This is a genomic window from Comamonas sp. Z3 (assembly GCF_008121565.1).
Classification (GTDB): Bacteria; Pseudomonadota; Gammaproteobacteria; order Burkholderiales; family Burkholderiaceae_C; genus Comamonas; species Comamonas brasiliensis.
Genome location: NZ_VOQU01000004.1, coordinates 568,264 through 593,230, shown reverse-complemented (window position 1 = coordinate 593,230; position 24,967 = coordinate 568,264). Strand labels below are relative to the sequence as shown.

General features: G+C 62.1%; 29 protein-coding genes. 19 read left to right on the top strand and 10 right to left on the bottom strand.

What is annotated here, in order from left to right; all coding sequences use genetic code 11:
* Positions 1–29: 29 nt before the first annotated feature.
* Complete coding sequence (locus FSY59_RS14855) at positions 30–767, top strand: uracil-DNA glycosylase (RefSeq protein WP_003050446.1); 738 nt, start codon at positions 30–32, stop codon at positions 765–767.
* A gap of 21 nt (positions 768–788) precedes the next feature.
* Here the strand turns inward: FSY59_RS14855 and FSY59_RS14850 are convergent, their stop codons facing one another.
* From FSY59_RS14850 to FSY59_RS14835, 5 genes are all read right to left on the bottom strand, one after another.
* Positions 789–1,715 (bottom strand): DMT family transporter, encoded by a 927-nt coding sequence (locus FSY59_RS14850; protein ID WP_255439473.1) that lies wholly within the window; start codon positions 1,713–1,715, stop codon positions 789–791.
* 102 nt (positions 1,716–1,817) lie between these two features.
* Complete coding sequence (locus FSY59_RS14845) at positions 1,818–2,453, bottom strand: lipopolysaccharide biosynthesis protein (protein WP_255439472.1); 636 nt, start codon at positions 2,451–2,453, stop codon at positions 1,818–1,820.
* The gene (locus tag FSY59_RS27690) at positions 2,396–2,671 is read right to left on the bottom strand and encodes a Wzz/FepE/Etk N-terminal domain-containing protein (protein WP_255439470.1); all 276 of its coding nucleotides are present in this window, start codon (positions 2,669–2,671) and stop codon (positions 2,396–2,398) included. Before FSY59_RS27690 ends, FSY59_RS14845 begins: the two co-directional genes overlap by 58 nt.
* A gap of 134 nt (positions 2,672–2,805) precedes the next feature.
* Positions 2,806–3,894, bottom strand: a complete 1,089-nt coding sequence (queA, locus tag FSY59_RS14840) for a tRNA preQ1(34) S-adenosylmethionine ribosyltransferase-isomerase QueA (RefSeq protein ID WP_148729216.1) — start codon at positions 3,892–3,894, stop codon at positions 2,806–2,808.
* An 87-nt stretch (positions 3,895–3,981) separates the two neighbouring features.
* A complete protein-coding gene (locus tag FSY59_RS14835) occupies positions 3,982–5,193 on the bottom strand; it encodes an HD-GYP domain-containing protein (RefSeq protein WP_034399661.1) in 1,212 nt (403 codons plus the stop codon).
* 149 nt (positions 5,194–5,342) lie between these two features.
* Between FSY59_RS14835 and recG the strand changes: the two genes are divergently transcribed.
* The 5 genes from recG to ubiA all read left to right on the top strand — a co-directional run bounded on the left by recG (position 5,343) and on the right by ubiA (position 11,140).
* Complete coding sequence (gene recG, locus FSY59_RS14830) at positions 5,343–7,538, top strand: ATP-dependent DNA helicase RecG (RefSeq protein ID WP_003050461.1); 2,196 nt, start codon at positions 5,343–5,345, stop codon at positions 7,536–7,538.
* 142 nt (positions 7,539–7,680) lie between these two features.
* Positions 7,681–8,649, top strand: coding sequence for a LysR substrate-binding domain-containing protein (locus FSY59_RS14825; protein ID WP_003050465.1), 969 nt, complete (start codon positions 7,681–7,683; stop codon positions 8,647–8,649).
* A gap of 63 nt (positions 8,650–8,712) precedes the next feature.
* Positions 8,713–9,249, top strand: a complete 537-nt coding sequence (locus tag FSY59_RS14820) for a Dps family protein (RefSeq protein WP_003050469.1) — start codon at positions 8,713–8,715, stop codon at positions 9,247–9,249.
* A gap of 116 nt (positions 9,250–9,365) precedes the next feature.
* A complete protein-coding gene (locus tag FSY59_RS14815) occupies positions 9,366–10,208 on the top strand; it encodes a phosphatase PAP2 family protein (RefSeq protein ID WP_255439468.1) in 843 nt (280 codons plus the stop codon).
* A gap of 50 nt (positions 10,209–10,258) precedes the next feature.
* A complete protein-coding gene (gene ubiA / locus FSY59_RS14810) occupies positions 10,259–11,140 on the top strand; it encodes a 4-hydroxybenzoate octaprenyltransferase (protein ID WP_043375522.1) in 882 nt (293 codons plus the stop codon).
* A gap of 82 nt (positions 11,141–11,222) precedes the next feature.
* Here the strand turns inward: ubiA and proC are convergent, their stop codons facing one another.
* Together proC and FSY59_RS14800 are read right to left on the bottom strand one after the other, a co-directional pair.
* Complete coding sequence (gene proC / locus FSY59_RS14805) at positions 11,223–12,062, bottom strand: pyrroline-5-carboxylate reductase (RefSeq protein WP_003050478.1); 840 nt, start codon at positions 12,060–12,062, stop codon at positions 11,223–11,225.
* A 70-nt stretch (positions 12,063–12,132) separates the two neighbouring features.
* A complete protein-coding gene (locus tag FSY59_RS14800) occupies positions 12,133–13,311 on the bottom strand; it encodes an esterase-like activity of phytase family protein (protein ID WP_043375520.1) in 1,179 nt (392 codons plus the stop codon).
* Between the two features lie 107 nt (positions 13,312–13,418).
* On the opposite strand from FSY59_RS14800, the gene aqpZ reads away from it, so the two are divergent.
* A complete protein-coding gene (gene aqpZ, locus FSY59_RS14795) occupies positions 13,419–14,117 on the top strand; it encodes an aquaporin Z (protein ID WP_003050485.1) in 699 nt (232 codons plus the stop codon).
* 94 nt (positions 14,118–14,211) lie between these two features.
* Here the strand turns inward: aqpZ and glpK are convergent, their stop codons facing one another.
* From glpK to FSY59_RS14780, 3 genes are read right to left on the bottom strand one after another with little or no spacing between them, the layout of a single operon-like run.
* Positions 14,212–15,708, bottom strand: a complete 1,497-nt coding sequence (gene glpK / locus FSY59_RS14790; protein ID WP_003050488.1) for a glycerol kinase GlpK — start codon at positions 15,706–15,708, stop codon at positions 14,212–14,214.
* Between the two features lie 14 nt (positions 15,709–15,722).
* Positions 15,723–16,202, bottom strand: a complete 480-nt coding sequence (locus FSY59_RS14785; protein WP_043375515.1) for a GNAT family N-acetyltransferase — start codon at positions 16,200–16,202, stop codon at positions 15,723–15,725.
* Complete coding sequence (locus FSY59_RS14780; protein WP_003050492.1) at positions 16,199–16,963, bottom strand: DeoR/GlpR family DNA-binding transcription regulator; 765 nt, start codon at positions 16,961–16,963, stop codon at positions 16,199–16,201. Before FSY59_RS14780 ends, FSY59_RS14785 begins: the two co-directional genes overlap by 4 nt.
* A 500-nt stretch (positions 16,964–17,463) precedes the next feature.
* On the opposite strand from FSY59_RS14780, the gene FSY59_RS14775 reads away from it, so the two are divergent.
* From FSY59_RS14775 to secY, 12 genes are all read left to right on the top strand, one after another.
* Positions 17,464–19,059: a glycerol-3-phosphate dehydrogenase/oxidase gene (locus FSY59_RS14775; RefSeq protein ID WP_003050494.1), complete on the top strand. Its 1,596-nt coding sequence runs from the start codon at positions 17,464–17,466 to the stop codon at positions 19,057–19,059.
* A 422-nt stretch (positions 19,060–19,481) separates the two neighbouring features.
* Positions 19,482–19,850 carry a 50S ribosomal protein L14 gene (rplN, locus tag FSY59_RS14770; RefSeq protein ID WP_003050500.1) on the top strand — a complete coding sequence of 123 codons (369 nt, stop codon included), beginning with the start codon at positions 19,482–19,484 and terminating at the stop codon, positions 19,848–19,850.
* A gap of 12 nt (positions 19,851–19,862) precedes the next feature.
* On the top strand, positions 19,863–20,180 hold the full coding sequence (gene rplX / locus FSY59_RS14765) for a 50S ribosomal protein L24 (RefSeq protein ID WP_003050504.1): 318 nt from the start codon (positions 19,863–19,865) through the stop codon (positions 20,178–20,180).
* Positions 20,181–20,190: 10 nt separating this feature from the next.
* Positions 20,191–20,730 (top strand): 50S ribosomal protein L5, encoded by a 540-nt coding sequence (gene rplE / locus FSY59_RS14760; RefSeq protein ID WP_003050507.1) that lies wholly within the window; start codon positions 20,191–20,193, stop codon positions 20,728–20,730.
* Positions 20,731–20,738: 8 nt separating this feature from the next.
* A complete protein-coding gene (gene rpsN, locus FSY59_RS14755) occupies positions 20,739–21,044 on the top strand; it encodes a 30S ribosomal protein S14 (protein ID WP_003050509.1) in 306 nt (101 codons plus the stop codon).
* A gap of 20 nt (positions 21,045–21,064) precedes the next feature.
* Positions 21,065–21,460 (top strand): 30S ribosomal protein S8, encoded by a 396-nt coding sequence (gene rpsH, locus FSY59_RS14750; RefSeq protein ID WP_003050510.1) that lies wholly within the window; start codon positions 21,065–21,067, stop codon positions 21,458–21,460.
* Positions 21,461–21,484: 24 nt separating this feature from the next.
* Entirely contained in the window at positions 21,485–22,018 is a 534-nt protein-coding gene (gene rplF, locus FSY59_RS14745; RefSeq protein ID WP_003050512.1) for a 50S ribosomal protein L6, read from the top strand.
* An 11-nt stretch (positions 22,019–22,029) separates the two neighbouring features.
* Positions 22,030–22,395, top strand: a complete 366-nt coding sequence (gene rplR, locus FSY59_RS14740; protein ID WP_003050513.1) for a 50S ribosomal protein L18 — start codon at positions 22,030–22,032, stop codon at positions 22,393–22,395.
* Positions 22,396–22,410: 15 nt separating this feature from the next.
* On the top strand, positions 22,411–22,932 hold the full coding sequence (gene rpsE, locus FSY59_RS14735; protein ID WP_003050515.1) for a 30S ribosomal protein S5: 522 nt from the start codon (positions 22,411–22,413) through the stop codon (positions 22,930–22,932).
* A gap of 14 nt (positions 22,933–22,946) precedes the next feature.
* The gene (gene rpmD, locus FSY59_RS14730) at positions 22,947–23,129 is read left to right on the top strand and encodes a 50S ribosomal protein L30 (protein ID WP_003050517.1); all 183 of its coding nucleotides are present in this window, start codon (positions 22,947–22,949) and stop codon (positions 23,127–23,129) included.
* An 11-nt stretch (positions 23,130–23,140) separates the two neighbouring features.
* The gene (rplO, locus tag FSY59_RS14725) at positions 23,141–23,572 is read left to right on the top strand and encodes a 50S ribosomal protein L15 (protein ID WP_003050519.1); all 432 of its coding nucleotides are present in this window, start codon (positions 23,141–23,143) and stop codon (positions 23,570–23,572) included.
* A 24-nt stretch (positions 23,573–23,596) separates the two neighbouring features.
* Positions 23,597–24,910, top strand: coding sequence for a preprotein translocase subunit SecY (gene secY, locus FSY59_RS14720; RefSeq protein WP_003050520.1), 1,314 nt, complete (start codon positions 23,597–23,599; stop codon positions 24,908–24,910).
* Positions 24,911–24,967 lie beyond the last annotated feature (57 nt).

Sequence of the window (24,967 nt, the reverse complement as noted above, 5' to 3'; positions counted from 1 at the left end):
ACGGTCGTGGAAGTTGAGAAAATCAAGGCATGAACCTCACCAGCCAGAGCACAGTTGCTAACACCGCAGCGCCTACCCAGTTGACGAGTGCAGATCCGCAGGACTGGCCAGTCTCGTCAGGTTGGCAAACCGTTGTCGACACCTTTTTTGCGGGAAATACCGGCCAGAAGCTGCTGCAGTTCCTGCAGCAAAGGCTGGATGCCGGTGCGGTGATCTTTCCCCCCAAGCCTCTGAGGGCGCTGGAGCTGACCGCATCGCAGGATGTGCGGGTCGTGATCCTAGGGCAGGACCCCTATCACGGCCGCGGGCAGGCCGAGGGGCTGGCATTCTCGGTCGCCCCGGGGGTGCGTGTTCCGCCCTCGCTGCAGAACATCTTCAAGGAAATGCAGCGCGAACTGGGGACGCCGTTTCCGGCTTTTCCCCAGCCCGGCGGCAGTCTGGTGGGCTGGGCCCAGCACGGCGTACTGCTGCTCAACACCAGTCTGACGGTGGAAGAGGGGCAGGCCGCAAGCCATGCCAAAAAGGGCTGGGAAGAGCTGACCGACGCCATCATTCGCCAAGTGGCCGAGCAGGGGCGGCCCACGGTCTTCATGCTCTGGGGCTCGCACGCCCAGTCCAAGCGGGTGTTCATTCCCCAGGATAGAGGCCATCTGGTGCTGATGAGCAACCACCCTTCGCCGCTATCGGCCCTGAGGCCGCCCGTGCCCTTTATCGGTAACGGACACTTCGGCAAGGCCAGGGAATTCAGGCTCAGGCACGGCTATTGAGAGGCTCGCTCAGCGGGGGGCTCAGCGTTTTTCCCGGATACCCAGCCAGACACCCATCAGGCCGCTGAGCGTCACCACCGCCATGCCGATCAGCGATGTGCTGTCGGGAAGCTGTCCAAAAAACAGCCAGCCCATCAGCATGGCGAAGCCGATCTGGCTGTAGAGAAACGGGGCGACAGTCGCAGGCGTGGCGTGGGTGTATGCCTGCAGCAGCATCAGGTGGCCGATGCCGCTGCAAAGCCCCATCACGGCCGCTGCCGCGTAGATCTGCCAGTGATCGATGGGCTGCCATACCAGGCCGACCAGCGGCGTGGTCAGCAGTATCGGCAGCCAGGTGGAGTAAAGCTGGGTGGTCGGAGGCGAGTCCAGGCGCGACAGACGGCTTCCCAGTACCTGGTAGGTGGTGCCGGATATCAGCAGACCCACGGGCCACAGGGCGGCCAGACCCAGGGCCTGGCCGTCATTTTCCGGCCGCACAATGGCAATCACGGCCAGCAGACCGATCACCAGCAGTGACCAGCGTGCAGGGCTGACCTGTTCCTTGAAGAAGAGTGCCGATGCGACCACGATGAACAGCGGGGCTGCAGACCAGATGGCCGTGAAATTGGCCAGGGGCATGTTCTGTATGCAGAAAAAGGCGCAGACCGTGGTCAACAGCCCTGAGATCGCGCGCAGCAGCTGAAACTTCAGGTTCCGGGTTTTCAGTGCCGACAGGCCATGCCGGGGCAAAACCAGCAAGCTGGTGACAAAGGCCTGGGCCATGAAGCGCAGCCACAGCACCATGAGCACCGGCAGCAGCTTGCCGCTGAACTTGGTGGCGCTATCCAGAACTGCAAACAGCGCACAGGCGAATATGGTGAGCAGAACACCGCGAATGGCAGACTGCGCTGACGTGGAAAGTGTGGGAGAGAGCCAGCGGGGTAGCATGTCCGTTGCGATTTGCGACAAAGAAGCGAGAAATTCTAGGGGGGTGAGGCGTCCGGCCTGCGTTGCGGCGCCCAAAAAAATGCCCGCACTGTCTCGGGTGCGGGCAGGGGGGGCGGTGGGGGCTTACCAGGGAATGGCGTTACGAATACGCGCAATTTTCTCGGCCTGCTCGGGCGAGGACTCTTTGGCGGTGCGAAGCGCCTGCCGGATGAAGACAAACAGCAGCAGCAGGAAACCGGTGCCCACGGCCGCACCAATGGCCAGCATGGGCTTCTTGGGCTTGATGGAGCGCTCGGGCAGGGTTGGCATCTGGATCACGTCGTCGTTGTCCAGACCGCCGAGGCGACGCTCCATGTCCAGAATCCCCTTCTGGCGGTTGCTGTTGGCGGTCAGCAGTTCGCCATAGAGGCGGCTGGTGGCTTCGGTGACACTTTTGCCGGAGGAGAGATTGGCGGAAGTTTCATGCTCAAGCTTGAGCGACTCCTCCAGGCGTGTCTTCTCGGAAGCCAGTTGCACTTCGAGCTGCTTTTTTTCCAGACCGCGTGGCTTGCTCAGGGGAAACAGGGTGTCCAGCAGTGCCTGGTTGAGCTTTTGAGCCGCTTCGGGCGACTTGGCCTGTGTTGCAATATTCAGCAGCTTGTCCTGCTTGCCGACATTGACCGTGATGCGCTTGCTGAGCTTTTTATAGATCTCTTCCTTGGTCAGGCCATCGTCCAGGCCCGCCACGGGAGCAATCTGGTGCAGCACGTCTGCGGACATGGCCAGGCTGGCGGCCATGGGGCGGTAAAGCTGGAGCCGGCACGCTCCACCTGAACCGATGCGCTGCTTTCGTAGGTCTTGGGGATCACCAGACCGATGCCGTAGGCTGCGATGCCCGCCAGCAGCGGACCGAAAATCAGAATCTTCCAGTTTTCCGCGAGAGTGACCAACAGATCCAGCAGATCCAACTCTTCATCTTGTGGGGTTTGAACTTCCATTGATTTTTTTAAATGACTAAATAAATAAGCACTTTGACAAAACGATGAAATCTACCACTAAGAAAAGATTGGACCCAGTGTTTCTGTAACGCCTTATGCCAGGATCCGTCGCAGCGGCTCCAATATGTTGCAGATCAGCGCTGGCGCTCCAGCAGCATGGAGTCGCCATAGCTGAAGAAGCGGTAGTGCTGGGCAATCGCATGCTGGTACATGGCCATGATGTGCTCGTAGCCCGCAAAGGCGCTGACCAGCATCATCAGCGTGCTTTTGGGCAGATGGAAGTTGGTGATCAGCATGTCCACCACCTGGTACTGAAAGCCCGGGGTGATGAAGATGCTGGTGTCGCCGGTGATATTGCCGTACTTGGCCCAGGACTCCAGCGTGCGCACCGTGGTGGTTCCCACGGCAATGATGCGACCGCCGCGCTGGCGGCAGCGCTCCATGGCGGCCAATGTGGGCAGGGGAATGTCGTACCACTCGCTGTGCATGGTGTGGTCGGCAAGGTTTTCGGTCTTCACGGGCTGGAAGGTACCGGCACCCACATGCAGGGTGACGCTGGCGCGCTCCACGCCCTTGGCTTGCAGGGCGGCGAGCACCGTCTCATCGAAATGCAGGGCTGCGGTGGGTGCGGCCACGGCGCCGGGGTGGGCAGCGAACACGGTCTGGTAGCGCTCGCTGTCTTCCTTTTCATCAGGATCATGCTCGGCGTTCTGCTGGCGCTCGATATAGGGTGGCAGCGGCAGGTGGCCGAACTGCTCCAGCAATTCATAGGGCGACTCGCCCTGGCTGCCCTTGAAGGAAAGATGGAACAGCGGCCCGTTCTCGTCCGGCCAGCGGCCCAGCAGCGTGGCTTCGAAACCGCCATTCCTGAGGCCGCCGCAAAGATGGATCTTGGCACCGGGCAAGGGCTTCTTGCTCACGCGCATGTGGGCCACGACTTCGTTGTTCTGCAGCACGCGCTCGACCAGCAGTTCGATCTTGCCGCCGCTGGCTTTTTCGCCGAAGACGCGTGCCTTGATGACCTTGGTGTCGTTGAAGACCAGCAGGTCGCCGGGCTGCAGCAGATCGGGCAGTTCGCGGAAGATGCGGTCGGTGGCGGGAAGGCTGCGGCCATCAAGCAGGCGCGAGGCGCTGCGAACGGCGGTGGGATGCTGGGCAATCAGGGATTCGGGCAGGTCGAAGTCGAAATCGCTGAGTGTGAATTCACGGGTGCTGGAAGACATGCGGTGCTTGAGGGCCGTACGAGGCCCGTTCCAAGTTCAATCAAACAAGTGGGCGATTGTCGCAAATCGCCATTAGGGCTGCCGGCTTCAGGGCTGAGCAGCAGCTGGGTTCCAGAGCTCGTTGAGATTCCTGAAGGGCCAGTCGGCAGGGTCTTCGCGCCCGACAATGCTGTCGTTGGCATGTGGGCAGGCCAGGTCGAGAATCTCGGGCGTGATGCGGCGCTGCTGGCTGAGGCAGTAAAAGCGCCGTACCTTCGGAGTCAGCAGGCAGTTCGGCGAGACATCCAGCACCACGGCAAGATGCTGAGACTGCAGCCGCACCAGCGAGCCCAGCGGGTAGATGCCCACTGTCTGGACAAACTGCTCGAAGATGGCCTTGTCGAAGTGGTGGGGCGCCCATTGCGCCATGCGCTGCAGCGCGATGGCCGGGTGCCAGCCCTGCTTGTAGGGGCGATCCGAGGTGATCGCGTCATAGACATCGCAGACGGCCGTCATGCGCGCCATCAGACTGATGTCGTCCTGCTTCAGGCCGTCGGGATAGCCCGTGCCGTCGACTTTTTCGTGGTGATGCAGGCAGGCATCGGTGACGGCATCATCCAGACCCTGAGGCAGCAGGAGTTCGTAGCCCCAGCGAGGGTGGGACCTCATGATGACCCATTCCTCGGCATCCAGCGCCCCTGGCTTGTTGAGCACGTCCAGAGGCACTTTGCTCTTGCCGATGTCGTGCAGCAGGCCCGCGACGCCCGCCAGATGCACCTGGTGTTCGTCCAGGCCCATGCGGCGCGCCAGACCTATCATCAGGGCGCATACCGCGATGCTGTGCATATAGGAGTAGTTGTCCGCAGTTTTCAGGCGCGCCAGGCTGATCAGAGCATGGGGGTTGCGCTTGATCGACTCCGCCATCTCGTCGACCAGTTGGCCTGAGGCTGGCAGGTCCAGCGGACGGCCCAGGCGAACGTCCCTGAACATGGTCTTCAGCACATCGCGCGCCTGCCCGATGATCTGGCGGGCCTGCTGCAACTCCACGCTGGTTCTGGTGAGCCGTGCAGGCGAGCTCGGCGCCGCTTCATCGTCTGGCGCCTCGCAGACCTCGGCCGGCGTGATGTCGGGAGCGATGTCGGCGCCTCTGCCGGTGTCTATCCACACCTGGCGGATGGTGGTGGCAAGCAGGCGTTCCAGGTCCCTGGGCTGTTCGAGCAGGAGGCTGGCACGCAAAAAGGGATGTTCCATCCACGAGCCACAGAACTCGTGCACGAACATTCCTGGGCGGAGGTGCTCGACATCAACTCGCTTCAACATGGAATTCTACTGAAACACAAAGTAACAAGCTGGGAATGGTAGCGATTTTGCATTTCTTGCGCTGGCGGGCAGTTGTTTGCAAACCTGAATATGCTGTATATAAATACATTGCTTTCCCTGTTACGGGGAGTGTAGCCAAGGAGTCCTATTTGTCTGTGTCAAAAAAGCCTGTTGCCGAGCCTAAGTCTGCTGCCAAGCGCGCTGGCACTCGCGCTGGCACTCGTGAAAAAAAGGCGGGCACGGATCGGGATGCCGCTCCCAAAAAGACCCTCAGCCCTGCGCAGCAGGCCCTATTGAAGATGGGGCTGACACGCGATATCGACCTGGCTCTGCACCTGCCGCTGCGCTATGAGGACGAAACCCGCATCGTGCCGCTGAAGAACGCGCGCGATGGCGAGACGGTGCAGATCGAAGCCACGGTCACGCACAGCGAGGTGCAACTGCGTCCGCGACGCATGCTCAAGGTCACCGTGGATGATGGCAGCAGCACCTGTGTGCTGACCTTCTTCAGTTTCTACCCGTCGCAGCAAAAGACCATGGCGCCGGGCGCGCGCCTGCGCATCCGCGGCGAAGTCAAGGGCGGTTTCTGGGGACGGCAGATGATGCACCCCGCGTTCCGGGTGGCAGGCGGAGAGCTGCCCACGGCGCTGACTCCGGTCTATCCCGCCAGCGCAAGCCTGCCCCAGGCCTATCTGCGCCGGGCCATTGCTTCGGCGCTGCTGCGTGCCGACCTGTCCGAGACCTTGCCTCCGGAGCAGTCGCCTCCCATTGCGCAGTTCTATGGTCAGGATGGGCTTCAGCCCGCATATGACTTGCGCAATGCGCTCACTTTTCTGCATCACCCAACGCCCGATGTGGCACTGGTCACGCTGGAGGACCATTCCCATCCTGCCTGGCAAAGGCTCAAGGCCGAAGAGCTGCTGGCCCAGCAACTGTCCCAGTACGAGGCCAAGCGCGAGCGCGCCCGCTTGCGCGCGCCCGTGCTCAGGCCGCAGGCCGGGATGGCGGATCTGACCCAGCAGTTTCTAGCGCAGCTGCCGTTTGGCCTGACGGGGGCGCAGCAGCGCGTGGTGGGCGAGATTCGGGCCGATATGGAGCGCCGCATTCCCATGCACCGTTTGCTGCAGGGCGATGTGGGCTCTGGCAAGACGGTGGTGGCGGCCTTGTCTGCCGTGGCCTGTATCGAGGCCGGCTGGCAGTGCGCATTGATGGCGCCCACCGAGATTCTGGCCGAGCAGCATTTTGGCAAGCTGGTCGGCTGGCTGGAGCCGATTCTGGCGCCGCTGGGCAAAAAGGTCGCCTGGCTGGCGGGTGCCCAGAAAAAGAAGGAGCGTGCCGCGATGCTGGCGCTGGTGGAAAGCGGCGAGGCGGCGCTGGTCGTGGGCACCCATGCCGTGATTCAGGAGCAGGTCCAGTTCAAGAACCTGGCCCTGGCCGTGATCGACGAGCAGCATCGCTTTGGCGTGGCCCAGCGTCTGGCGCTGCGGCAAAAGCTCGCAGCCACGGGCATGGAGCCGCATTTGCTGATGATGAGCGCCACGCCGATTCCGCGCACGCTGGCCATGAGCTATTACGCCGACCTCGATGTCTCCACCATCGACGAGCTGCCGCCCGGGCGCACGCCCATCGTCACCAAGCTGATCTCGGACAGCCGCAAGGATGAGGTGATCGAGCGCATCGGCGCCCAGGTCGCCAGCGGGCGCCAGGTCTACTGGGTCTGCCCGCTGATCGAGGAGAGCGAAGCGCTGGATCTGTCGAATGCCACGGCGACCCACGAATATTTGAGCGAAACGCTGCCCGGGGTCATGGTGGGCCTGCTGCACTCGCGCATGCCCACGGCCGAGAAAAAGGCTGTGATGGAGCTGTTTTCGGCCGGCGTCATGGGTGTGCTGGTGTCCACCACCGTGATTGAAGTCGGTGTGGACGTGCCCAATGCCTCGCTGATGGTCATCGAGCACTCGGAGCGCTTCGGCCTGTCTCAGCTGCACCAGCTGCGCGGCCGCGTGGGGCGCGGCGCCGCGGCTTCGGCCTGCGTGCTGCTGTATTCGGTCAATGACAACGGGCGCCTGTCCGATACCGGCAAGGAGCGCCTGCGGGCCATGGCCGAGACGAATGACGGTTTCGAGATCGCGAGGCGGGATCTGGAGATTCGCGGTCCGGGCGAGTTCCTCGGCGCGCGGCAGTCCGGCGCTCCCATGTTGCGCTTTGCCGATCTGGAGCAGGATGTGCTGCTGCTGGACTGGGCGCGCGAGTTGGCACCGCTTATGCTTGAGCAATTTCCTGCACTGGCGGCACGCCATGTCAGCCGCTGGCTGGGTGGCAAGGCCGAGTATCTGAAGGCCTGAAGTACTGAAAATTGCGTTTGTAGACGTAAATAGTTACGTTTTTGCAGGAATATATGTAATCTTTTGCCTTGGTAATATGTGATTGAATGCAAAAACAGGATGAATCAATGCTGTTATTGATGATCCGAAAGATCCACTCTCTATGACTCTTACCGAATTGAAGTACATCGTGGCCGTTGCGCGGGAGAAGCACTTTGGCCGCGCAGCCGAAGCCTGCTATGTGTCCCAGCCTACGCTGTCCGTGGCGATCAAGAAGCTGGAGGAAGAGCTGGATGTCAAGATTTTCGAGCGCAGTGCCGGCGAAGTCTCGGTCACCTCGCTGGGCGAGGAGATCGTGCGCCAGGCGCAAAGCGTGCTGGAGCAGGCCAACGAGATCAAGGAAATCGCCAAGCGCGGCAAGGACCCGCTGTCCGGCGTTCTGACCCTGGGCGTGATCTACACCATCGGCCCCTATCTGCTTCCCGATCTGGTGCGCAACTCCATCAATATGACGCCGCAGATGCCGCTGATGCTGCAGGAGAACTTCACAGTCAAGCTGCTGGAGATGCTGCGCACCGGCGAGATCGACTGCGCCATCATGGCCGAGCCCTTCCCGGATACCGGCCTGGCACTGGCGCCGCTTTACGACGAGCCCTTCATGGCCGCCGTGCCCAGCACCCACCCGCTGGCGCAGAAGAAGAGCCTGTCCACCACGGATCTCAAGAACGAGACCATGCTGCTGCTGGGCGCGGGTCACTGCTTCCGCGACCATGTGCTCGAGGTCTGCCCCGAATTCGCGCGCTATGCCAGCAACTCCGAGGGCATTCGCCGCACCTTCGAAGGCTCCTCGCTGGAAACCATCAAATACATGGTGGCCGCCGGCATGGGCGTGACCCTGGTGCCGCGACTGTCCGTGCCCGAGGATGCGCTGGCTCCCATTGAGCGCCGTCGCCGCGCCGATGAGCCTCATATCCGCTATCTTCCGATTCATGAGGAAGACGGCATTGCGCCGCCCACCCGCCGTGTGGTGCTGGCCTGGCGGCGCAGCTTCACGCGCTACGAGGCGATTGCCGCATTGCGCAATGCCGTCTACGCCTGCCCGCTGCCGGGAGTGCAGCGTCTGTCGCAGTAAGCGTGGCTTCAGCGGCGCTAAGAGGGTGGGAGTCCGGATTCGTTAAACCCGAAAGGTGAGTGCATGACCAAGCAAGGCAAGGACAAATCGCAGAAAACAAAGTCGGACGGCGCGCCGCAGGTGCCCGCCGGCATCCACATCGGCATCAGCGACGAGGACCGCGCCGCCATCGCCAAGGGGCTGTCGGCGCTGCTCGCCGACACCTATACGCTGTACCTGACCACGCACAACTTCCACTGGAATGTCACCGGACCCATGTTCAACACGCTGCACACCATGTTCATGGCGCAGTACACCGAGCTGTGGAATGCCGTCGATCCCGTGGCAGAGCGCATCCGCGCACTGGGCCACCATGCGCCTGGCTCCTATGCCCAGTTCGGCAAGCTCACCAGCCTGCCCGACGCACCGGCCCAGCCGCCCAAGGCCCTGGAGATGGTGCGCATCCTGGTGCAGGGTCACGAGGCCGTGGCGCGCACGGCTCGCCAGCTGTTTCCCCGTGCCGACAAGGCCGGCGACGAGCCTACGGCCGATCTGCTGACCCAGCGTCTGGCCGTGCACGAGCAGACGGCCTGGATGCTGCGCTCCCTGCTCGAAGAGTGAGCCGCGCCGCGGCAGTTGCCCGGCCCGGCCATACTTTCAGTTTCGCTTAAGCCCTGGCGGGTTAGCCTCTGGAGGCCCGTCAGGGCTTTCGCTTTTTGATGCAGAAAGGAACGTGCGTGCTTGCTGTGGTGGAACCCTTGGTCTTGCTGGTGCAGTGGGTGGACGGACATGCCATCTGGATGTTGCTGCTGCTGTTGCTGGCTGCGGCCTGCATGCTGCGCTGGCGTGCACAGGGCCGGGCCGCGTGGCTGTGGCAGGATCGCCGCGCGGATCCCAGGCCTGGCGGCAACTGGCTGCTGGCGGTGGCAGGGCTGGCTGCCATTGCTCTGGCCCTGCTGATCATCGGCGTGCAGCAGTCACAGTCCCTTCAGCCGCAGCAGGGGCTGATGGCCCTGGACCTGAAGCTGCAGAACGCGGTGAGCGCAGGCCTGCCGCCCAGTCTGCAGCCCCTGGTGCGGGGCTGGACCATGCTCGGGGATTTGCGCGTCATGGGGCTGCTGGGCCTGGTCGTGGGCCTGTGGCTGCTGTGGCGACGCCAGGGCCTGCAACTGCTGGGCTGGGTGGTCGCCGTGGCCGGCACGGGACTGTGGGTGCGCTTCCTCAAGGCAACCATGCAGCGCGAGCGTCCGCTGGACGGTCTGGTGCATGAGGCCGGCTTCAGCTTTCCCAGCGGTCATAGCGCAGGCACGGCCGCGATTTTCGGCATGCTGGCCTGGTTGGTCGCTCGTCGACTGCCGCCGCGCTGGCGGGCCTGGGTCTTTGCGGCGGCAGTGCTGCTGGCCCTGAGCACGGGCTTGAGCCGCGTGTTGCTGTCCGTGCACCATGCCAGCGATGTGCTGGCGGGTCTGTGCCTGGGTCTGGGCTGGACGGCTCTGGTGCTCTGGCTGACAGACCGTGTCGAGCATGGGGGTGGCGCCCTGCGGGCGGTGCAGGCCGAGGCACAATTGCCCCTGCGCTGACCGCGGCCTGGGGGCCCGGTCGTGATCTCCTGCCTTCCGGAACTCCTCTCATGTCCGCCTCCATTCCTGCTTCGCCGCGCTCCAAGCTGTCGCTGTATCTGGATCTGATCCGCTTCAACCGCCCCGCAGGCTGGCTTGTGCTGGTCTGGCCCACGCTGGTGGCACTGTGGGTGGCCGGTCAGGGCTTTCCGGGCTGGCATCTGCTGGTGGTCTTTGTGCTGGGCACGGTGCTGATGCGCAGCGCGGGCTGCACCATCAACGATATTGCCGACCGCGACTTCGACAGGCATGTGAAACGCACCACCCGGCGTCCCATCACCAGCGGCCAGATTTCGGTCAGGGAAGCGGCCATGGTCGGCCTGGTGCTCACGCTGGTGGCCTTCGGCCTGGTGCTGTCGACGCGCTGGGAGGCCGTGGCCTGGTCGGTGCCTGCCGTGTTGTTCACGATTCTCTATCCGTTCACCAAGCGCTTTTTTGCCATGCCGCAGGCCTTTCTGGGCATTGCCTTCAATTTCGGCATCGTGATTGCGTTTGCGGCGGTGACGGGCGAAGTCAATGCCACGGCCTGGACGCTGTGGCTGGCCAATATGTTTCTGGTGCTGGCCTATGACACGGAATACGCCATGGTGGACCGCGATGACGATCTCAAGATCGGCATGAAGACCTCGGCCATCACCCTGGGCCGTTTCGATGTCACAGCCATCATGCTGTTCTTTGTCCTGTGCTGGGGCCTGATCGCCTGGGTGCTGGCTCCCTATCAGCTGGGCTGGCCCTTCTGGCTGGGCATGGGCGTCGCAGCGGCCCAGATCGTCTGGCATTTCAGCCTGATCAAGAACCGCACGCGCGAAGGCTGCTTTGTCGCCTTCAGCAAGAGTCACTGGATTGGCGCTGCCATCTTTGCGGGCGTGGCGCTAGGGTATGCGTTGAAATAGTCCTGTTTTGATAGCTTGAATCGCTTGTTTGGCAAGCGATAGATGCCTGAATGACTCAAAAAAACCGGCCGAGGCCGGTTTTTTATTTGCCGAACTCGGCGGCCAGTTCCTGTGCGCGGATCTGGGCCTTGCGCATGGCTTCGATGAAATGCTCGGGCAGCTTCTGCTCCTGCATATGCGTGATGGCTGCATAGGTGGTGCCGCCTTTGCTGGTCACGCGCTGGCGCAGCACTTCGGCGCTCTCGCTGGAGCGTGCCGCCAGTTCCGATCCACCCGCAAACGTGGCCACGGCCAGCTTGTAGCTTTGCTCGGCGCTGAGGCCCATGTCGACGCCGGCCTGGGTCATGGCTTCGAGGAACAGGAATACATAGGCCGGGCCGGAGCCGGAGATGGCCGTCACGGCATCCAGATGCGCTTCCTGGTCCACCCAGCTGAGTTCGCCGGTGCTGCCGATCACGGTCTCGATCAGGGCCTTGCCCTGGGCATCGACCTCGGGGCGGGCGAACAGGCCCGTCATCCCCTTGCCGACCAGGGCCGGGGTATTGGGCATGGCACGCACGATGCGGCGGGTGCCGGTCCAGGCCGCAATGCTGTCGGTGGTGATGCCGGCAGCTACGCTCAGGTGCAGGGCGTTGCGGGTGTGGGCGGCAACGGGAGCGGCCGCCTCCTTGAAGCTCTGGGGCTTGACGGCCCAGACCACCAGCTGGGCGCTTTGCAGGGCCTCGGTGGCGGCGGGCAGGGCGTCGATGCCGAAGCTGGTCTTGATCGCAGCACGCGTGGCTTCAAAAGGCTCGACCACGGTGATGCTGCTGGCCGGAACGCCCTGGCGGATCAGGCCGCCGATGATGGCGCTGGCCATATTGCCGCCGCCGATAAAGGCGATGGGAGGGAAGACGGAGGTCGAGTGGTCGGTCTGGCTCATGATGGTTCGATTCGCTTTGCAATGCAGCAAGTGGGCAAGCCTGTATTCGGATTCCAGGTGCAAAGCGGCACTATAAACCTGTGCCGCAGTGGCCGGGCTCCTCGCTCAGGGCGATCAACTGGGTGACTTCGGCGGGATTGAAGTTGTTGTCGCTGACCAGCAGCAGCACGCGCCGGCCATCGGGCAGCGGCGGCCCCCAAGTCATGCCCTCCAGGTTGTCCACGGAGCGCAGGCCGGCATCGGCCAGATCCAGCAGCAATTCCTTGTTTGCAGGCCGGTAGCTGCCTGGCTGCAGCTGGGCTTGGCCCAGCGTGTCACTGCTGGCGTCGGCACGGGTGCTGATGCGGTAGATGCGGGCACCGAAGCGCAGCGGCGGCGCAAAGGAGCGCTCCAACACCAGCAGATGCTCTGCGTCGTCGGCCAGCACGGCGCTGACGCCGTTGATGGCGCCGCGTTGCAGCCAGATGTCGGCAGGCATGGCATCGGGCTGGTAGGCCAGCTGGCGTCGGGGCTGTTGCGTGCCCATGTCATAGGCGGTGATGCGCACCGGGCCGCCCGCTCGGCCGGGTGCGGGCAGGGGGCCGTCTTGTCTGAGCGCCGCTTCCATGGCCAGCCAGAGCGTCTCGCCATCCTGACTCAGCGCCAGACCTTCGAGCGTGAGGTTGCTGCGTGGCCCCTCGGACTTGCGGGTCGGCTGGCGCAGCTCGGGCGGCAGCGGCCACTCACGCTGCCAGCGCCCGTCCGTGCCCGATTGCAGCAGCTGCGGGCCGAATCCGCGTGCGAAGTCGCCCTCGCTGCTCCAGATCAGGGACTGCCCTCCCGGCAGCACGCGCAGGGCTTCCGCGTCGGGCGTCGCGATGCCGGGCAGGGGCTGGCGGCGGCTGGCATAGGGGGCCTGGGAGGGGCTGAGCAGCGGCCGCGCATCGTGCAGCCTGACCTGATGCAGGCCGCGGGCGTCGTAGTCGATACGGGCCGTGTAAAAGCGCGCCGGCCCATGGGCTAAGCGGTCGTCGCTGACCAGGAAATACAGATGGCTGCCCGCGTCGTAGTCGATCGAGGACAGGCCGCCCACGGTCGTGCCGGCAAACAGCTGCTCGTGCGGCCAGCGGATCTCGCCGAGCAGAGACCAGGGCCGGGCCTGGGGCGTGCTGCAGATGCGGTGGGGTGCGAGCGACGCCGTCGTGCAGGCGGCAAGGCTGGCGCAGATCAACAAGAGGCCCCAAAGCCAGCGCGGTCGTGGATTGTTCACATTTGTGCCTTGTACTTTTCGCCGATCGCTTTCTAAGATGCCCAGCGGTACGGTTCCATGCCGCGTGGTGCGGCACGGACAACGCTCATCGGAAATAGGGAGCAATCATGGCATCCAATGTCAAAAAATGGTCGGCGGAGTTTCTGGGTACTTTCTGGTTGACCTTTGGCGGTTGCGGCAGCGCGGTGCTGGCAGCTGCCTTTCCCGAAGTGGGTATCGGCCTGCTGGGCGTGTCTTTTGCCTTCGGTCTGACGGTGCTGACGGGGGCCTATGCCTTCGGTCCGGTCTCAGGCGGCCACTTCAATCCGGCGGTCTCCGTCGGTCTGGCAGTGGCCGGGCGCTTTCGCTTTGCCGAGCTGCCCGGCTACATCATTGCCCAGGTCCTGGGCGCCATCGTGGCGGCAGCCCTGCTGTACTTCATTGCCAGCGGAAAGGCTGGTGCCCATGTGACCGATCTGGCCACCAATGGCTATGGCGAGCATTCTCCGGGCAAGTTCAATATGGCGGCGGCGCTGGTGACCGAAGTCGTGCTGACCGCCGTGTTTCTGCTGGTAATCCTGGGCTCCACCACCAAGAAGGCCGCCGTGGGCTTTGCGGGCATGAGCATCGGCCTGTGCCTGACGCTGATCCACCTGATCTCCATTCCCGTGACCAATACCTCGGTCAACCCTGCCCGCAGCACCGGCCCGGCGCTGTTCGGTCCTGCCATTGCGCTGGAGCAGCTATGGCTGTTCTGGCTGGCTCCCATCGTGGGCGCCATCATCGGCGCCGTGATCCACAAGGCGCTGCTGGGTGACGAAGACTGAGCGCTGCGACTGTTGTGCCCCAGTGGAAAAGGGATGCCTTGGCATCCCTTTTCTGATGGTTCTTTGAGGGGCGGGCGCTTGCCAGCCAGCGGCTTTACTGCGCCGTGGTCTGGCGCACGGCCTGTTCCCAGCGCTGCATCAGCTCGTCGGCGCGGTCCTTGCCCAGCGTGGGCAGGAAGCGGCGCTCGGCCTTCCACAAGGCCGACAGCTCCTCGGTGCTCTGATAGACGCCGCTGGACAGGCCGGCCAGATAGGCCGCACCCAGAGCCGTGGTTTCCACGCAGGCCGGGCGCACCACGGGAATGCCAAGCAGGTCGGCCTGGAACTGCATCAGCAGATTGTTCACACAGGCGCCGCCGTCCACACGCAGCTCGCTGACCGGCGTGCCGCCCGTGGCCACGGCGTCACGGCTCATGGCGCCGAGCAGGGCCGCACTTTGGTAGGCAATGGATTCCAGGGCCGCACGCGCGATATGGGCCATTGTCGTGCCGCGTGTCAGTCCGGTGATGGTGCCGCGCGCATCGGGTTTCCAGTAGGGGGCGCCCAGGCCGGTAAAGGCCGGCACCAGCATCACGCCGCCGCTGTCGGGCACGCTTTCGGCCAGTTGCTGCACCTGGCCGCTGTGCTCGATGGCCTGCAGTCCGTCGCGCAGCCACTGCACCACCGCTCCGCCGACAAAGACGCTGCCTTCCAGCGCAAACTGGGGCTGGCTGCTCGCCTGGGCGGCCGATGTGGTCAGCAGACCGTTGCTAGAGGTCTGGAAACTGCTGCCCGTATGCATGAGCATGAAGCAACCCGTGCCGTAGGTGTTCTTGGCCATGCCTGCGTCGAAGCAGGCCTGGCCGAACAGCGCGCTTTGCTGGTCGCCGGCCACGCCGCCGATATTGATGGAGCCGCCCAGCACCTCGTCCGCCGTCTGGCCGAAATCGGCGGCCGAGGGCAGGACTTCGGGCATCAGGCCCGCAGGAATGTCGAGCAGGGCCAGCAGATCGGTATCCCACTGGTTGCTGTGCACATTGAAGAGCATGGTGCGGCTGGCGTTGCTCACATCGGTGACATGGCGCTTGCCGCCCGTCAGCTGCCAGATCAGCCAGCAATCCACCGTGCCGAAGGCCAGCTCGCCGGCTTGCGCTGCGGCGCGTGCGCCGGGCACATGGTCCAGCAGCCACTTGAGCTTGGTGCCTGAAAAATAGGCGTCGATGCGCAGGCCGGTTTTCTGCAGAATGGTGTCGCTATGACCGGCTTCGCGCAGCTGCACGCAGGTGGGTTCGGCGCGGCGGTCCTGCCAGACGATGCCGTGGTGGATGGGAGCGCCGGTCTTGCGGCTCCAGACGATGGTGGTCTCGCGCTGGTTGGTAATGCCCACCGAGCGGATATCGGTGGCCTTGAGGCCCGCCTTGGCCAGCGCCTCCTTGGCGGTGGTCAGCTGGGTGCGCCAGATCTCGCGCGGGTCATGCTCCACCCAGCCCGGCTGCGGGTAGATCTGCGGCAGCTCCAGCTGGGCCGATGCCACGATGCGGCCTTGCGTGTCGAAGACGATGGAGCGGGAGCTGGAGGTGCCCTGGTCCAGGGCGAGCAGATAGGTTGTCATGGGTTGTCCGTGATTCAGAGGGGGAGCACAAAGCGCGCCATTTCGGCCTGTTCGCTCCAGCCCTGGCGGGAATAGAAGCCGCGCACATAGGAAGGGCGCTCGCGGTTGTTGACCAGCCAGATGCGCAGGCAGTGGCGCTCGCGCGCAGCCTGCGTGGCCGCATCCAGCAGCTGCTGGCCCAGGCCGGCACCGCGTGCTGCTTCGGCGACAAACAGCTCGCTGACATAGGCCTCCCAGCCCTGCTGCACGGCGACCGGCAGCCAGTGCACGGCGCAGTAGCCGTGAATGCGGTGCTGGCCATCTTGCGCCACCAGCATCAGGGAGCGCTCCGGCCCGGCCTGCAGCTCGTCCAGCAGTGCCTGCACGGCCTCGGTGTTCTGGGCGGCGGAATGGGTTTCATAGGCCTTGAACCAGCCTATGTCGTGCAGCAGCCCGGCAATGCCTGCTGCATCCCCGGGGAGCGCGGAGCGGATCAGATAGGGGGCTGCGTTCATTGGGCGATGGTGCATTGCACCTCGGCATCGCGCAACAGGGCATCGAAGGGGGCGGAGGGCGGCACGTCGGTGAACAGGCGGTCGATCTGGTTCAGGCGGGCCAGCTCCACCATGGCCTGGCGGCTGAACTTGCTGTGGTCGGCCGCCAGCCAGACTTCGCGCGACTGGCCGATGATGGTCTGGGCCACCTTGACCTCGCGCAGATCGAAGTCGCGCAGGCTGCCGTCCGATTCGATGGCCGAGATGCCGATCACCGCAATGTCCACCTTGAACTGGCGCATGAAGTCCACGGCAGCCTCGCCCACGATGCCGCGGTCGCGGGTGCGCACCACGCCGCCCGCGACGATGACCTCGCAATCGGCATTGCTGCTGAGGATGGCGGCGACATTGAGATTGTTGGTGATGACGCGCAGCCCCTTGTGATGCAGCAGGGCCTGGGCCACTGCCTCGGTGGTGGTGCCGATGTTGAGAATCAGCGAGCAGCCGTTGGGAATGGCCTCGGCAATGGCACGCGCAATGCGCATCTTGCCTTCGGCATGCAATACCTGGCGCTGGGTATGGGCCAGATTCTCCACGGTGGCGCTGGGTACGCGCACGCCGCCATGAAAGCGCACCAGCAAGCCGGCATCGGCCAGCTTCTGGATGTCGCGGCGCACGGTCTGCAGCGTGACCCCGAGGATTTCGGCCAGTTGCTCTACCGAGGTGGATTGGCGGGCGCGGACTTCTTCGACAAGCTGCAACTGGCGTGGATTGCTGTTCATGACTGGTGACTGGTTATATAGGTGCTATTGGCGCATGGACGCGCTGCAGGCCAATAGCTCTACAGGCGAGAGCGCCAGCCGCAGCGGGCAGTGCAGGGATTGTGAGCGAATCCAAACGAACCTCTAATAGGGTGATTTTCTATGGAATTGCCCGGTAAAAAACAAAAATGAATCCACGCCGAGTCTGAAGTCTGACAGCAAGCTGCGGTGATATGTCATCGTGGCGAGTTGTTGCAGCAGTAACAATGGGTGAGGCAAGAAGCATGCAGTTCATGCATGGAGAGTGTGCAAGCGCGCCGATAGCCGGTGTCGCGGTCCGGTCTGAGTGGCGGCTTACCAGCGGCTTTGGCTTGAATCGCGCTAAAACGAATCGATATTTTCGGGTTGTCACCCACGGAAAGCGAAAAAGAGCGAAAATATTCGATCTGAAATTTGTTCTTTGCTGTGTGCCTCCCATCCATGATCGGGAGCGGCACGGCGATCACCGCAGAAGTCGTTCCATGAACCAGTCCACTCAACCCTTGGCTACAACGCGTGCACAACTGCTGGAGCGCCTGGCGCAGACCGAAAGCTTCGATCTGGCCATCGTGGGCGGCGGTGCCACGGGGCTGGGCGTGGCGGTGGATGCAGCGGCACGCGGCTTCAAGGTCGTGCTGCTGGAGTCGCTGGACTTTGCCAAGGGTACTTCCTCGCGCGCCACCAAGCTGGTGCATGGCGGCGTGCGCTACCTTGCGCAGGGCAATATCTCCCTGGTGCGCGAAGCACTGCATGAGCGCACGACCCTGTTGCACAACGCACCGCATCTGGCCCAGCCCCTGGCCTTTGTGATGCCCTCGTACAAGCTGCTGGACACGCCGTTCTACGGCATCGGCCTCAAGATGTATGACGCTTTGGCCGGCAAGGCCGGCCTGGGGGCTACCGAATTCCTCTCCAGCGCCAAGACCGTGAAATACCTGCCGACCGTGCAGCAAAAAGGTCTCAAGGGCGGGGTCAAGTACTGGGATGGCCAGTTTGACGATGCGCGCCTGGCGCTGGCGCTGGCGCGTACCGCGGCGGCCAAGGGTGCTTTGCTGATCAACTACTGCCCGGCAGAAAAGCTGATCTATGAAAACGACCAGATTGCCGGACTGATCTGCCGCGATGCGGAATCGGGCCGCAACTTCACAGTGCGCGCCAAGTGCGTGGTCAATGCCACGGGGCCCTGGGTGGATCTGTTCCGCCAGCAGGATGCCGAGGCCCAGGGCAAGCCCGTCAAGCCCATGGTTGCGCCCAGCCAGGGCGTGCACGTGGTGGTGGACCGCGAGTTCCTGCCCACGGATCATGCGCTGCTGATCCCCAAGACGGCCGATGGCCGTGTGCTGTTTGCCGTGCCATGGCTGGGCAAGGTGATTCTGGGAACCACCGACACGCCGCGTCATGATCTGGCGCGCGAGCCCCTGCCCTTCCCCGAAGAGCTGGATTTCATTCTCGGCGAGGCCGGCAAGTATCTGAACCGCCAGCCAACGCTGGCCGATGTGCGCAGCATGTGGGTGGGTCTGCGCCCCCTGGTCAAGCCGCAGGATGATGATGGCGAGAACACCAAGAAGATCAGCCGCGAGCACACGGTGATGGCCAGCAAGACGGGTCTGGTGACCGTTACCGGCGGCAAATGGACCACCTACCGTGCCATGTCCGAGGATGTGCTGGCCGAATGCTTCCAGATCGGTCGTCTGCCCAGCCGCCCTGCAGGGGTGACCGTGAACCTGCCGTTGGTCGGTGCGCCGGCTGAGGCGGCCGTCACGCACAGCATGAATCAGAGCCAGGGACTGCACTCCTACGGCACGGATGCTGCCGCCGTGGCGGCGTTGCCGGGCGCGCAGAACTGGCTGATGGACGGTCTTTCCGAGGCCATGGTGCGCTTTGCCGCCCGCTTCGAGTACGCACGTACCGTCGAGGACATGCTGGCGCGCCGCAGTCGCCTGCTCTTTCTCGATGCCCGCAAGGCGGCCGAGATCGCGCCCCGCGTGGCGGCCATCCTGACCGAGGAGCTGGGGCAGGATGTGCATCTCAACGATTTCCTGGCTCTGACCCGCCAATATCTGCCCGCTCAGGGCTGATCTGTGCGGCCGCTCTGCGGAGCGTGGCGTGCGGGCAACAGGCTGTGGTCCGCAGGCCTTGCGAAAATGTGAGCTGTCAGCGCTTTCCATCTGTTGATTTCAGATGAATTATTGTTTGAAATCAATGCTCTAAGAGCGCTATGCGCTATTATTTTGGTTGCAAGTGCGAAAGGCCTGTCTGCCAGGCTTGGCGCCAGTGAAATCAGTGCGGGTATTGCGGGCTAAACGCTTGACGCACAAAGGATTTCCTGCGACAATCTCATGCTTCACGTGTAAAAGCGTGGAACTTTCTGCCCAGCGGGAAGCCCTTCGGAATGGTCCGAGGGGTGGACGACGGGCCCAAGACTGACCGGCTGCTTGAACGGCCCTTGAGAAGACTCTGGGGCTGTCGAGCGTTGCTGGAGCAAGTTGGGAATATTGAAATGATCCAAACAGAATCTCGGTTAGAGGTTGCCGACAACACCGGCGCGAAGTCTGTTCAGTGCATTAAGGTGCTGGGCGGTTCTCATCGTCGCTACGCAAGTGTTGGCGACATCATCAAGGTGAGCGTCAAGGAAGCAGCTCCTCGTGGTCGCGTCAAAAAAGGCGAGATCTACAGTGCTGTGGTTGTGCGCACCGCCAAGGGCATCCGTCGTGCAGACGGTTCGCTCGTGAAGTTCGACGGCAATGCCGCCGTGCTGCTGAACGCCAAGCTGGAGCCTATCGGCACCCGCATCTTTGGCCCCGTGACTCGTGAACTGCGTACCGAAAAGTTCATGAAGATCGTGTCGCTGGCCCCTGAAGTTCTCTAAAGGAATAGCACCATGAACAAGATTCGCAAGGGCGACGAAGTTATCGTGCTGACCGGCCGTGACAAGGGCAAGCGTGGCGTGGTTTCTCTGCGCAAGGATGACTCCCACGTGATCGTGGACGGTATCAACCTGGTCAAGAAGCACACCAAGCCTAACCCCATGAAGGGCACCACCGGCGGTATCGTGGAAAAGGCTATGCCTATCCACCAATCCAACGTGGCTATCTTCAATGCAGCGACCGGCAAGGCCGATCGCGTGGGCATCAAGGTGAACGCCGACGGCACACGTGTTCGCGTGTTCAAGTCCAATGGCGCTGAAATCGCCGCCTAAGGAGCAACACATGGCACGACTGCAAAAACTCTATCGCGAAAAGATCGCGGCTGAACTGAAAGAAAAGTTCGGCTACACCTCCGCTATGGAAGTGCCCCGTCTGACCAAGATCACTCTGAACATGGGTGTGAGCGAAGCCGTGGCCGACAAGAAGGTGATGGACAACGCCGTGGCTGACCTGACCAAGATTGCTGGTCAGAAGCCTGTGGTGACCAAGGCCAAGAAGGCTATCGCTGGTTTCAAGATCCGCGAAGGCCAAGCTATCGGCTGCATGGTGACCCTGCGTGGCGTTCAGATGTACGAATTCCTGGACCGTTTCGTGACCGTGGCTCTGCCCCGCGTGCGTGACTTCCGTGGTATCTCGGGTCGCTCGTTCGATGGTCGCGGCAACTACAACGTTGGCGTCAAAGAACAAATCATCTTCCCCGAAATCGAGTACGACAAGGTGGACGCTCTGCGTGGTCTGAACATCAGCATCACGACAACAGCGAAGAACGACGAAGAGTGCAAGGCACTGCTCGCCGCTTTCAAATTCCCCTTCAAGAACTGAGGTGGCGCATGGCTAAAGTAGCAATGATTCAGCGCGAACTGAAGCGCGAAAAGCTGGCAGCCAAGTATGCTGCCAAGTATGCAGAACTGAAGGCAATCGCCGGCGACGTGAAGCGTTCCGACGAAGAGCGCGACGCCGCTCGCCTGGGTCTGCAGAAGCTGCCCCGTAACTCGAACCCCACTCGCCAGCGTAACCGTTGCGAGATCACTGGCCGTCCTCGCGGTACCTTCCGCCAATTCGGTCTGGGTCGCGCCAAGGTGCGTGAATTGGCCTTTGCTGGCGACATCCCCGGTGTCACCAAGGCCAGCTGGTAAGCAAGCAGGAGAGATTAAACATGAGCATGAGTGATCCCATCGCTGACTTGCTGACCCGCATCCGCAATGCACAACTGGTCTCCAAGGCCACTGTGTCGGCTCCTTCCTCCAAGGTCAAGGTTGCCATCGCACAAGTGCTGAAGGAAGAAGGCTATATCGACGGCTTCGAAGTGAAGTCCGAAGGTGGCAAGTCCGAACTCGAAATTACCCTGAAGTACTACGCCGGTCGCCCTGTGATCGAACGTATCGAACGTGTGAGCCGTCCCGGCCTGCGCGTCTACAAGGGTCGTCACGCAATCCCTCAGGTCCAGAACGGCCTGGGTGTGGCCATCGTCACTACTCCCAAGGGCGTGATGACCGATCGCAAAGCACGTGCTGCCGGTATCGGCGGTGAAGTGCTGTGCTATGTGGCCTAACGGACATTAAGGAGAAATACTGAAATGTCTCGCGTAGCAAAAGCTATTGTGACCATCCCCGCTGGTGTGGATGTGTCCATCAACGCTGAATCCATCAAGGTCAAGGGCAAGGGCGGCGATCTGTCCCTGGCTCTGAACCGTCTGGTGGCCATCGGCAACAACGACGGCAAGCTGTCCTTTGCTCCCGCCAACGATTCCCGTGAAGCTGACGCTCTGGCCGGTACTTTCCGCCAGCTGGTCAACAACATGGTCAAGGGCGTGACTGAAGGCTTCGAGAAGAAGCTGACGCTGATTGGCGTGGGCTACAAGGCCGCTGCACAAGGTTCCAAGCTGAACCTGGCTGTGGGCTTCTCGCACCCCGTCAACTTCGAGATGCCTGCCGGCATCACTGTGGCTACCCCCACTCCGACTGAAATCGTGATCAAGGGTGCTGACCGTCAAGTGGTCGGTCAATTGGCTGCTGAGATCCGTGCCGTTCGTCCTCCCGAGCCTTACAAGGGCAAGGGCATTCGCTATGCGAATGAGAAGGTCGTGATCAAAGAGACCAAGAAGAAGTAAGGAGCTGCATGATGTTGAACAAGAAAGAGCAGCGTCTGCGCCGTGCCCGTCAGACTCGCATCCGCATTGCCCAGCAAGGCGTTGCACGTCTGAGCGTGAACCGCACCAACCTCCATATCTACGCCTCCGTGGTTTCGGAAGACGGCACTACCGTGCTGGCTTCGGCCTCCACTGCAGAAGTCGAAGTGCGTTCGCAACTCGGCGCCGCTGGCAAGGGTGGCAACGTGGCCGCCGCCACGCTGATCGGCAAGCGCATTGCTGAGAAGGCTAAGGCTGCTGGCGTTGAGAAAGTGGCTTTCGACCGCGCCGGTTTTGCATACCACGGCCGCGTGAAGGCTTTGGCAGAAGCCGCTCGCGAAGCGGGCCTGCAGTTCTAAGCGGAGCGGATACAAATGGCTAAATTTTCCCCCAAAGTGCAAGACGAAGGTCGTGACGACGGTCTGCGCGAAAAAATGATCGCGGTCAACCGCGTCACCAAGGTTGTGAAGGGTGGTCGTATTCTCGGCTTCGCTGCACTGACCGTGGTTGGCGACGGTGACGGTCGCGTTGGCATGGGTAAGGGCAAGTCCAAGGAAGTGCCTGCTGCCGTGCAAAAAGCGATGGAAGAATGCCGTCGCAACCTGATGAAGGTTGCACTGAAGAGCGGCACCATTCACCACTCGGTGAAGGGCCATCACGGCGCTGCCAAGGTCGAACTGCACCCAGCTCCCAAGGGTACCGGCATCATCGCTGGCGGCCCCATGCGCGCTGTTTTTGAAGTGGTGGGTATCACCGACATCGTGGCCAAGAGCCACGGTTCGTCGAACCCCTACAACATGGTTCGCGCAACTTTCGACGCTTTGAAGAACTCCACGACCCCTGCGAACGTGGCAGCAAAGCGCGGCAAGTCGGTCGAAGACATCTTCACCGCCTGATCGGAGTCCAGCACATGACAACACAACAAACTGTCAAGATTCAGCTGGTTCGTAGCCCCATCGGCACCAAAGAGTCGCACCGTGCGACTGTGCGTGGCCTGGGTCTGCGCAAGCTGAACAGCGTCAGCGAACTGCAGGACACTCCTGAAGTGCGCGGCATGATTAACAAGATCGCCTACTTGGTGAAGGTTCTCTGAAAGGATTGATGATGGAACTCAATAGCATCAAGCCTGCAGACGGCGCCAAGCACGCCAAGCGTCGCGTGGGTCGCGGTATCGGTTCTGGTCTGGGTAAGACCGCCGGTCGTGGTCACAAGGGTCAGAAGTCGCGTTCGGGTGGCTACCACAAGGTGGGCTTCGAAGGCGGTCAAATGCCTCTGCAGCGTCGCCTGCCCAAGCGTGGCTTCAAGTCGCATCTGCTGAAGTTCAATGCAGAAGTGACCCTGTCCGAGCTGGATAAGCTCGGCCTGGCCGAAGTCGATCTGGCTGCTCTGAAGCAAGCCGGTCTGGTTGGTTCTATCGCTAAGGTCGTGAAGATCATCAAGAGCGGTGAACTGACTAAGGCTGTCAAGCTCAACGGTATCGGCGCTACCGCCGGTGCCAAGGCTGCCATCGAAGCTGCCGGTGGCAGCATCGCCTGATTAAAGTTCTGAAAGAAGACATCCGTGGCTACTAGCGCAGCTCAAATTGCAAAGACTGGAAAATTCGGCGACCTGCGTCGTCGTCTGGTTTTTCTGTTGCTTGCGCTGGTCGTATACCGCATCGGGGCGCATATCCCCGTTCCGGGCATCGATCCAGCGCAGCTGCAGCAGCTGTTCTCTGGCCAGCAGGGCGGCATTCTCAATCTGTTCAACATGTTCTCGGGTGGAGCGCTCTCGCGCTTCACAGTGTTCGCACTGGGGATCATGCCGTACATCTCGGCATCGATCATCATGCAGCTCATGACCTACGTGGTCCCGACATTCGAGCAGATGAAAAAGGAAGGTGAAGCGGGGCGTCGCAAGATTACCCAGTACACCCGCTACGGCACTCTGGGCCTGGCGCTGTTTCAGTCCTTGGGAATTGCTGTTGCTCTGGAAAGCTCCGCAGGCTTGGTTCTGAACCCTGGTTTTGGCTTCCGCATGACTGCGGTCGTCAGTCTCACGGCCGGCACCTTGTTCCTGATGTGGCTCGGTGAACAGATCACTGAACGTGGTCTGGGCAACGGTATCTCGATACTGATTTTTGGCGGTATCGCCGCAGGCCTGCCGAGCTCTATCGGCGGTCTGCTGGAGCTGGTGCGCACCGGTGCCATGAGCATTCTGGCGGCAATCTTCATTGTTCTCGTTGTGGCAGCCGTGACGTATTTCGTCGTGTATGTCGAACGAGGTCAACGCAAGATCTTGGTGAATTACGCACGCCGACAAGTCGGCAACAAGGTGTACGGTGGTCAGTCTTCGCACTTGCCACTGAAGCTGAACATGGCAGGTGTGATTCCTCCCATCTTCGCTTCGTCGATCATCTTGCTGCCCGCTACGGTGGTGAATTGGTTCAGTGCAGGAGAATCCATGCGCTGGCTGAAGGATATTGCGAGCACGTTGACCCCTGGTCAGCCAATCTATGTCATCCTTTATGCTGCCGCGATCATTTTCTTCTGCTTCTTCTATACGGCCCTGGTTTTCAACAGCCGGGAAACTGCCGACAACCTGAAGAAGAGTGGCGCTTTCATCCCCGGGATTCGTCCTGGCGAACAGACAGCCCGCTACATTGACAAGATTCTGGTTCGCCTGACCCTGGCTGGCGCGATCTACATTACCTTCGTGTGCTTGCTGCCCGAATTCCTGATCCTGAAGTACAACGTTCCGTTCTACTTCGGTGGTACATCGTTGCTGATCATTGTGGTCGTGACAATGGACTTCATGGCGCAAGTGCAGAACTACGTGATGTCGCAGCAATACGAGTCGCTCCTGAAAAAAGCGAACTTTAAGGCTGGTATTTGATGACAAGGCTGCCCAAGGGGGCAGCCTGCCAAAAGTTAGTAGACGCCCATCGATCTA

Bases quoted from the DNA above. Each gene is read 5' to 3' on its own strand.
- FSY59_RS14855 (WP_003050446.1), top strand. From the start codon at position 30: ATGAACCTCACCAGCCAGAGCACAGTTGCTAACACCGCAGCGCCTACC.
- FSY59_RS14845 (WP_255439472.1), bottom strand. From the start codon at position 2,453: ATGTCCGCAGACGTGCTGCACCAGATTGCTCCCGTGGCGGGCCTGGAC.
- FSY59_RS27690 (WP_255439470.1), bottom strand. From the start codon at position 2,671: ATGGAAGTTCAAACCCCACAAGATGAAGAGTTGGATCTGCTGGATCTG.
- queA (WP_148729216.1), bottom strand. From the start codon at position 3,894: ATGTCTTCCAGCACCCGTGAATTCACACTCAGCGATTTCGACTTCGAC.
- FSY59_RS14835 (WP_034399661.1), bottom strand. From the start codon at position 5,193: ATGTTGAAGCGAGTTGATGTCGAGCACCTCCGCCCAGGAATGTTCGTG.
- FSY59_RS14825 (WP_003050465.1), top strand. From the start codon at position 7,681: ATGACTCTTACCGAATTGAAGTACATCGTGGCCGTTGCGCGGGAGAAG.
- FSY59_RS14820 (WP_003050469.1), top strand. From the start codon at position 8,713: ATGACCAAGCAAGGCAAGGACAAATCGCAGAAAACAAAGTCGGACGGC.
- ubiA (WP_043375522.1), top strand. From the start codon at position 10,259: ATGTCCGCCTCCATTCCTGCTTCGCCGCGCTCCAAGCTGTCGCTGTAT.
- proC (WP_003050478.1), bottom strand. From the start codon at position 12,062: ATGAGCCAGACCGACCACTCGACCTCCGTCTTCCCTCCCATCGCCTTT.
- aqpZ (WP_003050485.1), top strand. From the start codon at position 13,419: ATGGCATCCAATGTCAAAAAATGGTCGGCGGAGTTTCTGGGTACTTTC.
- glpK (WP_003050488.1), bottom strand. From the start codon at position 15,708: ATGACAACCTATCTGCTCGCCCTGGACCAGGGCACCTCCAGCTCCCGC.
- FSY59_RS14785 (WP_043375515.1), bottom strand. From the start codon at position 16,202: ATGAACGCAGCCCCCTATCTGATCCGCTCCGCGCTCCCCGGGGATGCA.
- FSY59_RS14780 (WP_003050492.1), bottom strand. From the start codon at position 16,963: ATGAACAGCAATCCACGCCAGTTGCAGCTTGTCGAAGAAGTCCGCGCC.
- FSY59_RS14775 (WP_003050494.1), top strand. From the start codon at position 17,464: ATGAACCAGTCCACTCAACCCTTGGCTACAACGCGTGCACAACTGCTG.
- rplN (WP_003050500.1), top strand. From the start codon at position 19,482: ATGATCCAAACAGAATCTCGGTTAGAGGTTGCCGACAACACCGGCGCG.
- rplX (WP_003050504.1), top strand. From the start codon at position 19,863: ATGAACAAGATTCGCAAGGGCGACGAAGTTATCGTGCTGACCGGCCGT.
- rplE (WP_003050507.1), top strand. From the start codon at position 20,191: ATGGCACGACTGCAAAAACTCTATCGCGAAAAGATCGCGGCTGAACTG.
- rpsN (WP_003050509.1), top strand. From the start codon at position 20,739: ATGGCTAAAGTAGCAATGATTCAGCGCGAACTGAAGCGCGAAAAGCTG.
- rpsH (WP_003050510.1), top strand. From the start codon at position 21,065: ATGAGCATGAGTGATCCCATCGCTGACTTGCTGACCCGCATCCGCAAT.
- rplF (WP_003050512.1), top strand. From the start codon at position 21,485: ATGTCTCGCGTAGCAAAAGCTATTGTGACCATCCCCGCTGGTGTGGAT.
- rplR (WP_003050513.1), top strand. From the start codon at position 22,030: ATGTTGAACAAGAAAGAGCAGCGTCTGCGCCGTGCCCGTCAGACTCGC.
- rpsE (WP_003050515.1), top strand. From the start codon at position 22,411: ATGGCTAAATTTTCCCCCAAAGTGCAAGACGAAGGTCGTGACGACGGT.
- rpmD (WP_003050517.1), top strand. From the start codon at position 22,947: ATGACAACACAACAAACTGTCAAGATTCAGCTGGTTCGTAGCCCCATC.
- rplO (WP_003050519.1), top strand. From the start codon at position 23,141: ATGGAACTCAATAGCATCAAGCCTGCAGACGGCGCCAAGCACGCCAAG.